6 protein-coding genes are annotated in these 14,865 nt (G+C 71.9%); all 6 read left to right on the top strand.

Translation table 11 applies throughout. The features are described 5' to 3' along the window. The first annotated feature begins 78 nt into the window (after nucleotides 1–78). Nucleotides 79–1,095 carry a pyridoxal phosphate-dependent aminotransferase gene (locus CTZ28_RS26655; RefSeq protein WP_183154598.1) on the top strand — a complete coding sequence of 339 codons (1,017 nt, stop codon included), beginning with the start codon at nucleotides 79–81 and terminating at the stop codon, nucleotides 1,093–1,095. A gap of 52 nt (nucleotides 1,096–1,147) precedes the next feature. Further along, nucleotides 1,148–2,224: a methyltransferase domain-containing protein gene (locus CTZ28_RS26650; protein ID WP_121892250.1), complete on the top strand. Its 1,077-nt coding sequence runs from the start codon at nucleotides 1,148–1,150 to the stop codon at nucleotides 2,222–2,224. A gap of 62 nt (nucleotides 2,225–2,286) precedes the next feature. Then, on the top strand, nucleotides 2,287–11,061 hold the full coding sequence (locus tag CTZ28_RS26645) for a non-ribosomal peptide synthetase (protein ID WP_121892249.1): 8,775 nt from the start codon (nucleotides 2,287–2,289) through the stop codon (nucleotides 11,059–11,061). 193 nt (nucleotides 11,062–11,254) lie between these two features. Beyond that, nucleotides 11,255–12,079, top strand: a complete 825-nt coding sequence (locus tag CTZ28_RS26640) for a Tat pathway signal sequence domain protein (RefSeq protein ID WP_121892248.1) — start codon at nucleotides 11,255–11,257, stop codon at nucleotides 12,077–12,079. A 97-nt stretch (nucleotides 12,080–12,176) separates the two neighbouring features. Continuing rightward, nucleotides 12,177–13,496: a copper amine oxidase gene (locus CTZ28_RS26635; protein ID WP_121892247.1), complete on the top strand. Its 1,320-nt coding sequence runs from the start codon at nucleotides 12,177–12,179 to the stop codon at nucleotides 13,494–13,496. A 72-nt stretch (nucleotides 13,497–13,568) separates the two neighbouring features. Further along, complete coding sequence (locus CTZ28_RS26630) at nucleotides 13,569–14,840, top strand: SAV2148 family HEPN domain-containing protein (RefSeq protein ID WP_121892246.1); 1,272 nt, start codon at nucleotides 13,569–13,571, stop codon at nucleotides 14,838–14,840. The last annotated feature ends 25 nt before the right edge of the window (nucleotides 14,841–14,865 follow it).

Here is a 14,865-nt window from a genome sequence, read left to right as displayed (position 1 = left end):
TCGGTGCCTGCGAGTTCACGTTCGCTCGGAACTGTTTTCGTGACGCGAACAGCCCATGGACGGAGCACTATGCAAAGCATGGTTCAAGGCGGGGTCGCCGGGCTCCGCCTCGACTGGAACGAGTGCGCGGGCGGGCCTTCTCCCGTGGCCGTCGCCCGAGTCGCCGCCAACGCCGCCGATCTCCACCGTTATCCGCGAGGGCTGCTGAGCGAGGTGTCGGAGGCCGTCGCCCGAGAGAACGGCGTGGACCCCGCCTCCGTGCTCTTGACCAACGGTGTGGACGAGGCCGTAGACCTGGTCCTGACCCTGGTCGACACCGCGTGGTTCGTCTCGCCCGGGTTCGACTCCTACTCCGACCGGGCCGCGGTCCTCGGCCGGACGGCGCGGCCGATCTCACTCGACGAGCACTGGGAACCGACCGTCTCCCCGGCCGAACTCGCCGGCCAGGGCGCCGTGTTCATCGCCCAGCCGCACAACCCGACCGGCCACCTGTTCGACTCCGCCTGGGTCGACGCGGTGGTTGCCGAGGCGGAACTGGCCTTCCTTGACACGACATATGCCGCGTTCGCCGGCCCGGACCTCCAGGGGACGCTGACCGATCCGTACCCGCTGGACACTCATCCCCGCCTGCTGATGTTCCGCAGCTTCTCCAAGAGCCACGGCCTCGCCGGTGTCCGGCTCGGCGCGCTGATCGGCGCACCCGGACTCATCAGTCGGCTGCGCGGAAACCAGCGCTTCCACTCGGTCGACTCCGTTGCCCTGCACGCCCTCGCCGGCGCCCTTGACGACCCTGGGCACCAACTCAAGCTGCGTGACCAGGTGTTGACCGAACGTCCGTACTACGTGAAGGCGCTGCACGCGCACCCGGTGTTCGCGGAGGCGCGCGACACCCACGCCAACTTCGTCGTCGCCCGCACCCGCGACGGACTGTCCTCGGCAGAGGTCACCCGGCGACTGGCCGAGCAGAACGTGTGGGTACGGGACTGCGGCGAGCTCGGTCTGACCGGATGGCTCCGGATCTCCGTCGGCACCCGCGACGAACTCGGCGAGCTCATCGACGCGTTGGACGCGGCCGATCCCTTCCCCGGTCCATGACCGCCACACATCCCGCACCGCACCACGCCCGCAGCTTCCTGAAAAGAGGGTCATGAACAACCCCGCAGTAGAGACGGATTTTGAGCACCGGCTCGTCGAGGCGATCCAGCCGATCCGTCATCTCGCCCTCGCCCATGCGCTGTACACGATGCTGGACAACGGCGTGTACCAGACCGTGAAGGCCGAACCCGGCCTCACCTCCGCCGCCATCGCCGAGCGGCACGGCCTGGACGCCGAACGCTTCGCGGGACTCTGCCTCTACCTCGCCAACGAGGGCTACTTCGCACAGCGTGCAAAGGGGGCGCAGGAGGGCTGGCATCTCACTGAGAAGGCGAAGGCACTCGAGCCCTTCCAGCCCTGGTACACGCTGCTGGTGGGCGGGTACGCCCAGACGTTCGGACAGCTCGGCGAGGTGCTCAAGCACGGTGCCCCGTTCGCGACCCGCGACGGGGCCAAGGTCGGCGCCGGTTCGTGCGGCATGAGCATGTTCGACGCGCTGCCACTGGCCGACCGACTCCTGAACACCCTGCCCGCGCAGGACCTCACCGTGGTCGACCTCGGCTGCGGAGACGCCGCGTTCCTGACCGAGCTTGTCCGGCGCCGTCCAGGCCTGCGCGCCGTGGGTATCGAGCCCGACGAGGTGGGCAGCCGGCTGGCCGAGGAACGCGTCGAGGCCGAAGGGCTGTCCGACCGCGTCACGATCCACCGGGGACGTGCCGCCGACGCTGTCTCCGTCGAGCTGCCGACTGACGGAACGCTCTGCTTCCTGACCGCTTTCGTGCTCCAGGAGATGCTGGAGCAGGAGAGCGAGGCGGCGGTGACGGAACTGCTGCGCAAGACCATGAACACCTACCCGGGCGCGTACTGGCTGGTCATCGAGGTGGACCAACAACTGGACGACCCCCGGACCATGAGCCACGCACTCGGTCTGTCGTACTACAACCCCTACTTCCTGCTGCACGTCATCACCGAACAGCGGCTGGAGAAGCGCGCGTTCTGGGACGACCTGTTCGACCGGGCTCAGCTCGACGTGGTCGACTTCGCCCACCCCGACGCGAGCGTCGACTCCACCGCGCTGGAACTGGGCTACCTGCTGCGCCGCCGAGAGCCGGCCCCACAACACGTCTGACGGCTCGCGCGGCACCCGCCTCTCCCTCCCTTGCTCATCACGGCCGAACCCGAGGATCCCCCGTGCTCGCCACCCCCACCCCCACCGTCACACCGACCGCCCTCGGCGTCGTGACGGCCCTCGCGCAGCATGCACGGAGCCGCCCCGACGCCGTTGCGATCATCGACGGCCCGGACGAGCTGACGTACCGGCGCTTATACGCGGCCGCCACCCACTACGCCGCGGAACTGCGCCGCTCGGGTGTCCAGCCGGGCGACTCGGTCGGCCTGTGTGCCAGGCGCGGCCCGGCCACGGTAGTGGCGATGTTCGGTCTGCTGCTGGCTGGAGCCGCCTTCGTACCGCTCGACCCGGCGGACCCGGACGAGCGGCTGCGGTCCGTCGCCGAGCGCGGCAGGCTCAACGCCGTGATCGCGCCCGAGCTCTGGGCGAGTGCGTTCGAGGCCGCCGGGCTACGGGTACTGCCGGCCCCGGGCACGCCCGCGCCGGAGGCGGCGGACGAGCCCGCGCCCCGGTCGGCGGAGTCCGGTACGGACACCGGCCCGAGCACCGGACCGGACGCAATCGCGTACGTCATTCACACCTCGGGAAGCACCGGGCAGCCCAAGGGCGTCGCCATCCCGAAAAGGGCGCTGGACCACTTCAGCCGGGAGATAGCCGCCGGGTACGGCCTCGGCCCCGGCGACCGGGTGCTTCAGTTCTCCTCCATCGCGTTCGACGGCAGCATCGAGGAGATCTTCCCGCCGCTGTACGCGGGCGCCACCGTCGTCATACGGCCCGAGGAGCCGCTGTCGTCCCCCGGCGCGTTCCTCGACTGGTGCGGCGAGCTGGGCCTCACCCTGCTGCACATACCGACGGCGTACTGGCACGAGGTCGTCGACACCATGGTGCAGAACGGAGTGCGGCTGCCCGCCTCCGCCCGCATCGTCAGTGTCGGCGGCGAGCAGATCCGGCAGGACCGCGTCGCCGACTGGCGGCGGCTGCACCGCGGCTCCCCGGTGCGGCTCGTCAACGTCTACGGCCCCACCGAGACCACCGTGGTCGCGACCTGGGCGGACCTGGCGGGTCCGGGCACCGCGGAGCGGGCCGAGGACGCGCCCGCGGCCATCGGCCACCCGCTGCCCGGCATCCTGGTCCAGATCATGGGCGCAGAGGGCCCCACAGCGCCCGGCGAGGAGGGCGAGCTGTACATCGGTGGTCCGACCGTCGGCGCCGGGTATGTCAACCTTCCCGAACTGACCGCCGAGCGGTTCTGCGTCGGCCCTGACGGCGTCCGTTACTACCGCACCGGCGACCGGGTACGGCGGTTGCCCGACGGCAGCCTTGTCCACCTGGGCCGGATGGACCGCCAGATCAAGGTCCGCGGCTTCCGGGTCGAGCCCACCGAGGTCGAGCAGGTCCTCCTGACCGACCCGCGCGTCCGCGACGCCGTCGTACGCTACGACGCCGGGCGGGCCATGCTCGTCGGCTATCTGCTGGCGGCCGGAGACGTGGCCGCGGGACCGGTCGCCCTCGACGACCAGGATCTGACCGAACTGGCCGCACAGCTGACGGACAGGCTGCCCGCTTACGCGGTGCCCTCCCGGCTCGTCCCGGTCGAGGCGTTCCCGCTCAACTCCCGCGGCAAGGTGGACGCCGAAGCACTGGCCGCCCTCCCCTTCCCCGCGACCGCCGGCGACGCGGCGCCGGGCCAGTCGACCGGGACCGGACGGGCCGTCGCCGGGCTGATAGGCGACGTGCTGGGCGTGGGGTCGGTCGGCCCGGACGACTCCGTCTTCCTGCTCGGCGCCAACTCCCTGACCGCGATCCGCATTCTCACCCGCGTCGAGCGGACGTTCCGAGTCCGCCTCACCCTCGCGGACCTGTACGCCAACCCCACCGCGGCAGCCCTGTCGGTCATGCTGGCGGACGCAGGCAGGCCCACTGGTCCGGTCACCCGGCCGAACGCGCTTCCCCACTCGCCCGAACCTGAAAGCGCGGCCAACGACGCGACCGCCTCGGTTTCCGACGAACTGCTGCCGCTCACCGCCTTCCAGCAGGACGCCTGGCTCGCCGAACAGCTCCAGCCCGGCACACCCATGAACACCCTGGGCCTGCGTTACCGCGTCACCGGCCCCGTCGATCCGGCGTCCGTGACGGACGCCCTGCGGCACCTGGCCGAGCGGCACGAGGCGCTGCGCGCGGTCTTCGCGCAGACGGACGACGGGCCGCTGATGGTCTTCGGTGGCCCGGCGCAGGACGGTCAAGTCGACGCCCACGACCTGACCGTCCTGCCGACCGCCGAACGCGAGGTCCGGCGCGGCGAACTGGCCGCCGCCCGGGGCCGTACCGTGTTCGACCCCGCGGCGGGCCCGCTGCTCGCGGCAACTCTGCTGCGGCTGGGCGACGACGAGTGGGAACTCGTCGTCGCCGTCCACCACTTGGTCTTCGACGGCTGGTCGGCGGCGGTTGTCGCCGACGACCTCGCGCACCTCCTGGGCGGTTCCGCGCCCGCCCCGGCAAGCCGCTTCTCCGCTCACCTGCGCAGGGCCCGGCGGGCCGCGGCAGACCCGGCCGGCCGCGCCGCGCTGCTCGACCACTGGACCACCCGGCTGGACGGCATCGACACCGACGTGGAGCTGCCGGCCGACCTGCCCCGCCCGGCGGTGCGTTCCTTCACCGGCGCCAAGATCGAGCACCGGCTGGACACGGCGCTGCTGGCCCGTGTCGACGAAGCGGCCGCTCGAGCCGGCACCACCACGCACGCCTTCGTCCTGGCGGCGCTGCAGACCCTGATCGCCCGCCTCACCGGCCGTACCGACATCACGGTGCTCGCGCCAGTCGCGCTCCGCGACGACCCGGCGAGCGAGCACGGTGTCGGCGCCTTCATCAACATCCTGCCGCTGCGGACCGACCTTTCCGGCGATCCGGATTTCCGGACAGCGCTGCGCCGCGCGACCGGGACGGTGGTGGACGCCCTCAGCCATCCCGACCAGTCGCTGGCCGAGCTGGTCCGGGCACTGCCGGTGCGGCCCCGCGCCGACCGGAGCCCACTCACCCAGGTGATGCTGATCGTGGTCAACACGCCCGCGGCCATGGCCGACCACGGCCCGGTGACGGTCGAGCACCTCGGCGACACCTTCCCCGGCACCACGAAGCTCGACCTGACGGTCATGCTGGACTTCCCGCCCGCGGGGCCGGTGCTGTCGGTCGAGTACGCCACCGAGTTGTTCCACCGAGCCACCGCGCAGCGGCTGCTGGAAAGCCTGCTCACGCTGCTCCGAGGCGCGCTCGACGACCCGGCGGCGGCGATCAGCCGTCTGCCCCTGCTGTCGGCGGAGCGGCGCCGCGAGGTGCTGGCCGCCGGCGGCGCGGCACAGGCCACGGCGGCTACCGCGCAGGACACCTCCGGCACGTTCGGCCGGGGTGGCGTGCACACCCTGATCGAGGAACACACCCGCCGGGCCCCGAACGCTCCGGCGGTGACCCACGAGGGCCGGCACTGGAGCTATGCCGAACTGGACGACGAGGCCGAACGGCTCGCCCGGCGACTGCGTGCCGCAGGGGTGGGCGCCGGCGACCGGGTCGGCATCCACATGAACAGGGGCCCGCTGGTGTACGCAGCGATGCTCGCCGCCTGGAAAGCGGGCGCCGCGTACGTACCCCTGGACCCGCGGCACCCGGCCGAGCGGCTGCGCCACATGTTCACCGACAGCGGCGCCCGCGCGCTGCTCACCGACGGCCCGGCCGAGTTCCCCGTGCCCGACGGCATCCCGGTCCTCCGCGCCACCCGTGCCGGGGCCGACCACGCCACCGCGCCGGAAACCGAGGACACCTCCGGAGCAGCCGTCGGCCACCCGGCGGCGACACCGGCCGATGCCGATCTCGCCGCGGCGACTCGGGGCGGCCTCGACGACCCGGCGTACATCATCTACACCTCCGGCACGACCGGACTGCCCAAGGGCGTGGTCGTCTCCCACCGCAACCTGTGCCACGCCGTGGCCATGTGGCAGGAGACGTACGAGCTGACGCCGGGGCTCTCCCACCTCCAGGCAGCCAATTCCTCCTTCGACGTCTTCGTCGGCGAAACCCTGCGCGCGCTCGGCACCGGCGGCCGGATCGTCGTCTGCCCGCACGAGACGCTCCTCGATCCAGCAGAGCTGTACGCCCTCTTCCGCGCCGAACAGGTCAACGTCGCCGAACTCGTGCCGACCGTGCTGCGCGGCCTGCTGGAACAGGCGGAACGCGCACCGGGCGCGCCTGGGCTCCTGCCCGACCTGCGGCTGCTGGCGGTGGGCGCCGAGAAGTGGTACGTCCACGAGTACCGGCGCGCCCTGGCCCTGGTCGGCCCCGGCGGACGGGTCGTCAACTCGTACGGCGTCACCGAGGCCACCGTCGACAACGCCTACTTCGAAGGCGACGTCGACGCCGAACCGGCGCAGGCGCCGCTGCCGATCGGCCGCCCCTACCCGGGCAATCACCTGTACGTACTGGACTCCCACGGCAAGCCCTTGCCCTTCGGCGTCCCCGGCGAACTGTGGATCGGCGGCGCGGGGGTTGCCGTCGGGTATCACGACCGGCCCGCGCTCACCGAGGAGCGGTTCCAGCGCGACCCGTTCAGCCCCGTCCCGGGCGCCCGGATGTACCGCACCGGGGACGGCGCACGGCTGCGCGCCGACGGGCTGACCGAATTCCTCGGCCGGCTGGACGACCAGATCAAGATCAACGGCCACCGCATCGAGTTGGACGAGGTGGAGGCGGCGCTGGCGGCCCAGCCCGAGGTGCGTGCGGCGGCCGCCGCGCTGTGGCCGGACTCCCGGGGCGTCACCCGGCTCGTCGGGTACGCGGTTCCGGCCGACCCGGAGCGGCCGCCGAGCGCGGCAGCGCTGCGCCGGGGGGTGCAGGAGATCCTCCCGCACTACGCGATACCGTCCCAGACCCTGCTGCTGCCCGCGCTGCCGCTCAGCGCCAACGGCAAGGTCGACCGCAAGGCGCTGCCGCAGCCGCCCGACCACCTGGGCGGCACCGGCGAGCGGGTCCTGCCGCGCACCCGGACCGAGAAGGAACTCGCCGTGCTCTTCGGCGAGGTGCTGGGCCGTGCGTCGATCGCGCTCGACGACGGCTTCTTCGAACTGGGCGGCGACTCCTTCGCCGCGCTGCGTCTGGTCCGCCTGGTGGAACATCGGTGCGGGGTGCGCGTCGCGCTGCTGGACCTCTACCGCAACGCAACGGTCGAGGGGCTCGCCGAGCACATCGGGCAGCGCACCGGGGCCGCGACCGGCGCGGAGGGGGCGCGGGCCACGGCGTCCGCGGTCGGCGGGGAGGGTTCGCTGCTCGAGCGGTTGACTCCGGCCGCCGACGGCCCTGCGGCGGCCACGTTGGTGTGCATCCCGTACTCCGGCGGGCACGCCCTGGCGTTCGAACCGGTCGCCCGGGCGCTGCCCGACACCTGGTCGCTCTACGCCCTGCAGAGTCCGGGCCGGGACTGGAGCCGTCCGGACGAGTCGGCGCTGCCCTTCGACGAGCTGATCGACCGCTGCCTGGACGAGATGCGCGAACTGCCCGGCCCGCTGTACCTGTACGGTCACTGTCACGGGTCCGCGATCACGGTTGAGCTGGGGCTGCGGGCGGAGGAGGCAGGGCTGCCGCTAGCCGGTGTCGCGATCGGCGCGATGTTCCCGATGGCGCGGCTTCCCGGACGTTTCTTCGACTGGGTGTACCGGAACTTCCCGGTGGACAGGCTGGTGTCGGACCGCGCCATCCTGGAGGAGATCCGGGCGCTGGGCGGGGGCATGTCGGAGTTCGACGACCCGGCGGAGTACGCCTTCGCCATGCGTGCGGTACGGCACGACGAGCGCGGCTCCGAGGACTTCTACGCCCGGTCGCTCAGCGCGCCGCGCGCACGCGTGCTGAAGGCGCCGCTGCTGAGCGTGGTCGGTTCCAAGGACCGGGTCACCGAGCTGTACACCGAGCGCTTCCACGAGTGGGAACACTACGCGGACGATGTCGAGCTGGCGGTGATCCCGAAGGCGGGCCACGGCTTCCTCAAGCACCAACCGGAGGAGCTGGCGGCCGAGGTGGTGACCTGGGCAGGCCGTACAACGGATACGACCGGGATCGCCCCGAGAGGGGCCGTACCGGACGGCACCGGGAAGCCGCGGACCCGGCGGTCCGCGCCGCCCCCCGTCTCGTCGGCGCCGGGCCCCAAGCCCGGACTGGGCCGGTTCGCGGTGGTCGCGGCGGGGCAGTTCGTCTCGACGGTCGCCGGCGCGCTCAGCCAGCTGGTGCTGAGCCTGTGGGCGTACCAGCAGACGGGCCAGGTGACCGCCTTCGCGTTCGTCACCGCGGTCTCGCTGCTGCCCGGCCTGCTGATCGGCCCGCTCGCGGGTGTGGTCGCCGACCGTTACGACCGCCGGAAGGTGATGCTGGGCAGCGATCTGGCCGCCGGGCTCGCCACACTGGCGATGATCGGCCTGATAGCCGGTGACAGCGTCAACATGCTGTACGTCTACCTGCTCTGCGGGCTGACCTCGGTCACGAGCGCCTTCCAGCGCCCCGCGTATCTCGCGGCCGTCGCCCAACTCGTCCCCAAGCCGTTCCTCGGACACGCGGGCGGGGTGACACAGCTCGGTACGGGAGCGGGCGCGCTGTTCGCTCCGATGCTGGGCGCCGGACTGCTGAGTGTCGTCTCCCTGCCGACGATCCTGTTCATCGACGCGGCCAGCTTCGCCGTGGCCGTGGCCACGCTGCTCATGGTCCGCTTCCCCGACCGTCTGTTCCGCAGGCGTGAGGAATCCGTCCGCTCGGAGATGCTGAACGGCTGGCGCTACATCACCCGGCGCCCCGGCCTGAAATCGGTCCTGTGGTACTTCATCGTCGACCACGCGTTGTACGCCGCCGGGTTCACCCTGATCACCCCGCTGATCCTGGTCGAGTACGACGTGTCCACCCTGGGCATGGTGCTCAGCGCCGGCGGGCTCGGGGCGCTGCTGGGCTCGCTCGCCATGAGCGTGTGGGGAGGCACCCGCCGCCGGACCGACGGCATGCTGCTCTTCATGGCCGCGAACAATGTCGGGCTGCTGGTGATCGGGCTGGCGGGCAGCCCGTGGATGCTGGTCGTGGGCATGTTCGGCATGGCGTTCACCGAGTCGCTCATCAACGGCCATTGGATCGCGCTGCTCCAGCGGAAGGTGGGCTTGGAACTCCAGGGCCGGGTGCTGGCCATCTTCCTCACCGTGGTCACCTCGGCGATCCCGTTGGGCAACCTGGCGATCGGTCCGCTGGCCGATCATGTCTTCCGGCCGATGCTGATGCCCGGCGGAGCGCTCGCGGACACCCTCGGACCGGTGCTGGGTACGGGGCCGGGCCGCGGTCTCGCGCTGGTGATCATCTCCAGTGGTCTGCTGCTGACGGTCTGGACGGTCCGATCCTGGTTCAACCGGAAGCTTCGCTTCGTCGAGGACGCACTGCCGGACGCGGTACCGGACGCCGAGATCGAGGACCGCGACACCGAACAGGCGCGCGCGGATGAGCGGCTGCGCCGGCTCGCCGCAGGACTCCCCCCGACAGGGGCTGCGGTGGTCACCGGCACGGCGGGTTCCTCCGTGCGGGCGGCCGACACCGCATCAGCCGTCGACGCGGCCGTGGCAGCGGCCGAAGAGGAGTGGCTGACGACTTGGCGCAGCGTCTATGACGCCTCGTACGCCGGTTCGTGGGACGCGATGGGCGAGGACTTCACGGGCTGGAACAGCAGTTACGACGGCTCGGCGATCCCCGTCGCCGAGATGCGCGAGTGGCGGGACGCGGCCGTCGAACGGATTCTCGCGGCGGCCCCGCGCCGGGTGCTGGAGATCGGCGTGGGCAGCGGGGCGTTCCTTGTGCGGATCGCACCGCACTGCGAGAGGTACGTGGGTACGGACCTGTCGCCGTTGGCTGTCGCAACGCTCGACCGGCAGTTGGAGGCGCATCCCGCGCTCCGGCAACGGGTGGAACTGCACGCACGGCCCGCCCACCTCACCGACGATCTGCCGGCCGGGTCGTTCGACACCGTGGTGATCAACTCGGTGGTGCAGTACTTCCCCAGCGATGCCTACCTGACCGCTGTGCTGACCGGAGTGCTGCGCCTGCTGGCGCCCGGCGGCAGAGTATTCATCGGTGATGTCCGCAACCTCCGTCTCCAGGAGTGCTTCACCGCCGGTGTGCAGCAGCGGCGGGCGCTGGCCGGGACCGCCGCGGCGACGCTGCGTGTCCTGGTCGACCGAGCGATCGAGTCGGAGAACGAACTGCTGCTCGACCCGCAGTACTTCGCGGACTTCGCCGGCCGGTGCGGCGACGTGGCTGCGGTGGACATACGGACCAAGCGGGGCGTGGCCGACAACGAACTGACCCGTTACCGCTACGACGTGGTCCTGACCAAAGCCCCGGTCAGCGTGGTGGAGCTGGCTACCGCGCCGGCGGTGGCCTGGGGGAGCACGGTCGCGACCCTGGAGGAGCTCGCCACGCGGCTGGCCGACGCCGAGACGGTGCTTCCGCTCCGCGTCACGGGAGTGCCCAACGCCCGTCTGCTGGACGACCTTTCCGCCTTGGACCGGCTTCCCGGCGCCGGGATGGTCCGCAGATCTGCGGCGGGGTCCCCGGCTCCGGACCCCGAGGAGTTCCACCGCCTCGGCGCCCGCCACGGGCTGTGGACGGCGACCACCTGGTCGCAGGCCGGCGACGACTGCATCGACGTGCTGTTCGGGCCGCCGGACGCCAAGCCGGACGATGCCTTCACCGGCCTGTTCCCGCCGCTTCCACCGGCGAACCGCCGGCTGGCCAACACCCCGTCCGCACTGGCACTTCAGGCCGGCCCCTCGGAGTAGACACCGCAGCCGTGCCCCTGCCGTGCCGCCGGGGGCGCCTTGGCCCCGAGCCTCGGCGGAAAGTGACGGAACCCGCCGTGACATGTCTCCCTCTTACCCGGCGACCAGCGCACACCGCGCCGCGCGAGACGCCGTGTGCCGAACCAGTGGGACCGACAACTCCCGGGAAAGCAGGGGGAGTAGGGGGACAACAGTGCGCGAGACAGTGCACCGACATCTGGGCAAGGTGGTGGCCGGTGCGGCCATCGCGGTGGCGGCGACCGCCGTGATGATCGGGATCACCCTGCCGGGCACGGCGGGAGCCCAGGGCGCGGGAGGCGCGGGAGGTGGCGCGGCGGACGGCCCGGCCACCGGGCAGGCCGCGCCCGGACGGGCTGCGGCGGTCGCGCCGGGCGTGGTCGAGCAGCCGCCGGCGCAGGGCGCGCAGGGCAAGGGGAGCGACCCGCTCACCGACGACGAGATCGCCCGGGTCGAACGGATCGCCCTGGACCGGCAGCAGTTCGGCGCCGCGCAGAACGTCGAGGGCGAGCGCGGCCCGCAGCGCCTCACCGTCGACCTCGCCGAGCCGGACGCCGGCGAGGTCGACGACCCGGCCGCGCCGCGCCGCGCGGACGTGACGTTCTACGACTACCGGGACGACACCCTCGTCACCAGGACCGTCGACCTCGGCGCCGGCAAGGTCGTGCGGACCGGCGTCCAGCACGGCGTCCAGCCGCCGCTGAGCCGCGCCGAGAACGCCGAGGCGGCCCGGCTCCTGATCGCCGACCCGCTGGGCGCGGGCCTGCGGGCGGACTACCGCGACGCCACCGGCCGGGACCTCACCTCCCCGGACCAGCTGCTGCTCAACGGGGCGGTCTACCGGGCCGCGCCGGGCGCCCAGCCCGCGGCCCTGGACAGGTGCGGCGAGCACCGCTGCGTACGGCTGTTCCCGAAGGTCGTCAACGGGCCGTGGATCGACGCCCGGTACCTGGTGGTCGACCTGAGCGCGGGCAAGATCGCCGCGCTCGACCGCGGCTGAGCCGCAGCCCGTCGGCCGCTTCGGCCCTCTTCCATGAACCCCGGTACCGCCCGATACCCGGTACCTTCCGCACCTCCTGCGAGGGAGTCATCTCTTCATGCGTGTGACCAGAATCAGCCGTGCCCGCACCCGGGCGGCCGTCGCCCTGTCCGTGGCCGCGCTGGCCGCCGGTGCCACCACCGGCACGGGCCCGGCCGTCGCCCAGCCGCGCGCCGCCGCACCGGCCGCCGCCGACTGCAGCGCCGCCTACCGCATCGAGCAGAAGCTCGCCGGCGGCACCACCTGGCGGATGTGCTGGCGCTACGACAGCAAGGCCGGGCTCGTCCTCGACGACGTCTCCTACCAGCCCAAGGGCGAGGCCAAGCCGATCAAGGTCCTCAACAGCGCCCGGCTCGGCCAGATCCACGTCCCCTACGACGACGGCAGCGTCGAGTACGACGACCTGACGGGCTTCGGCTTCGCCCAGGGCCTGATGAACCTGGCGCCGGGCGAATGCCCCGGCGGCACCATCAAGACCGTCAAGGTGCCGGACGCCTGGGACCCGCGGCACCCGAACGTCAAGGGCCTGTGCACCACCACCCGCACCCGCGGCCACGCCTACCGGATGCAGGGCGACAGCGCGACCAAGGTCTACCAGACCCAGGGCAAGGACCTGCTGGTGTACACCGTCAACCAGGTCGGCTGGTACGAGTACATCTCCGAGTGGCGCTTCCAGGACGACGGCACGATCACCATGAACGTCGGCGCGACCGGCAGCCTCTCCTACGAGGACTACGACGCGGGCGACGGCCGCGGCTGGCCGATCGGCAAGGGCGCCAAGGCCTACGCCACCAGCCACAGCCACAACGTCTTCTGGCGGCTGGACTTCGGCCTCGACGGCTCGTCCCGGACGAAGATCGAGCAGTACGACTCGACCGTCACCGCGCCGGCCCGCGGCCAGGAGGCCCCGACGGCCAGGACCACCCGCACCAAGGTCACCAAGGAACTTGCCGGGGACTACAAGACCTACCGCTGGTGGCGGGTGGTCAGCGCCACCGGCAAGAACAAGGACGGCCACGCCCGTTCGTACGAGATCGTCCCCGGAACCACGACCAGGTACCCCGGGCGCAGCTACACCCGGCACGACGTCTACTTCACCCAGTACAACAAGTGCGAGCAGTTCGCCAGCAACAACACCGGCAACTGCCCCGCCGGGGCGGGCAAGTCCGTCGACAAGTGGGTCAACGGCCAGACCCTCACTCACCCCGTGGTCTGGATGAACGTGGGCTTCCACCACATAGCGCGGGACGAGGACCAGCAGCCCATGCCGGTCCACTGGCAGGGCTTCTCCATCGCCCCGCGGGACGTCACCGCTATGAATCCGCTCACTCCCGATCAGCTCTCCTGGCAGAACGGGCACTGGCAGCCTCGCAGTTGAGAAACGACCCTGTCCATCCGGCTGCATCGCCGACCGCTCCCGGAGTACCCTTCCTTGATCGTTGGGACGGGGATGCTCGGGGGAGCGGAAGGCGGTGCACGGGTGGGCTCGGGAGGGCTGGAGCTGCCCCCTGGTGACGGGAGTCGCGAGGGGAACTCCACAGACGTCCCGCCCGGCGCGGTGTCCCTGGCCCGGCCGATGGACGCGGCGGGCTCGATCGGCCCGGAACTGGACTGGGGCACCGAGGCCTGGCTGGAGGTGCGCACCCGGGCCCAGCGGGCCGGCCGGGCCTACATCTGGCTGAACCTCGTCGAACAGCGGCTGCGCGCGGTCGTGGCCGCCGTCCTGCGGCCCGTCTACGAACCCGTCCACGGCGACGAGTGGGTGGTCGCCGCGGCCGGCCCCGCCGGCCAGGAGTGGGTGCAGCGCGCGGTTGCCGTGCGTGAAGTCAGCCGCCGCAAGGGCTACCTGCTCGATCCGGCCGACGACAACGTGCTCAGCTTCCTCACGCTGCCGCAGCTGCGCGAGCTGATGGTGCAGCACTGGCCGTGCTTCGAGCCCTACTTCGACGAGCGCCGGGACGTCGAACTCGCCCTGGACGAGCTGGAGGTCACCCGGAACGTCGTCTCGCGCAACCGCGCGCTGTCCGAGGCCGTCCTGGCCCAGGCCGAGCGGGCCTCCGCCCGGCTGCTGGAGATGCTCGGCACGGGCGGTGACGTGCCCTCGGCGCGGCGGCTGCCCGTCGACGCGGTGGAGGACCTGGTCGGCGACCGGTACGCGGACGTGGTCGCCGTGCACCCCGACCGGGTGCGGCTGCTGCGCCAGTTCCCCGCCGAGGACATCTTCGGCGGCGCCCGCCGTCTGGACGCCATCGGGATCGGCCTCAACCTGCTCGTGCAGAACTTCTCCGGGCGGCGCCTGGTGCGCCTGGCCGAGTCCGGCGGCCGGGTCCGTCTGCTCTTCCTGAACCCGGCCTCCAGCGCGGTGAAGCGGCGGGAGCGCGAACTGGGGATGAAACGGGGCGAGCTGAGCCGGTCGGTCGAGATGAACATCCTGCACATGCGCCGGGTGCGGTCCCGGCTGCGGGACCCGGGCGCCTTCGAGATCCAGGTGTACGACGAGACGCCGCGCTTCACGGCGTACCTCGTGGACGGCGACGGCGCGGACGGGGTCGCGGTGGTGCAGTCCTATCTGCGCGGGGCGCGGGGGATGGAGTCGCCGGTGCTGGTGCTGCGGGGCGGCAGCCGCCTGGTCAAGGCGGACGACGTGGTCGAAGCCGGGCTCTTCCCGACCTATCGCGAGGAGTTCGAGCTGGCTTGGGCGGATTCGCGCCCGGTGTCCTGAACCGTCCCCGGAGACAAGCGGAATG

The organism is Streptomyces shenzhenensis, assembly GCF_003688995.1.
Lineage (GTDB): Bacteria > Actinomycetota > Actinomycetes > Streptomycetales > Streptomycetaceae > Streptomyces > Streptomyces shenzhenensis_A.
This window is presented reverse-complemented; position numbering and strand designations above follow the sequence as displayed.

What these genes read in the sequence shown, in the direction of transcription:
- CTZ28_RS26630 (WP_121892246.1), top strand. Translation starts at nt 13,569, where the DNA reads ATGCTCGGGGGAGCGGAAGGCGGTGCACGGGTGGGCTCGGGAGGGCTG.
- CTZ28_RS26650 (WP_121892250.1), top strand. Translation starts at nt 1,148, where the DNA reads ATGAACAACCCCGCAGTAGAGACGGATTTTGAGCACCGGCTCGTCGAG.
- CTZ28_RS26655 (WP_183154598.1), top strand. Translation starts at nt 79, where the DNA reads ATGGTTCAAGGCGGGGTCGCCGGGCTCCGCCTCGACTGGAACGAGTGC.
- CTZ28_RS26635 (WP_121892247.1), top strand. Translation starts at nt 12,177, where the DNA reads ATGCGTGTGACCAGAATCAGCCGTGCCCGCACCCGGGCGGCCGTCGCC.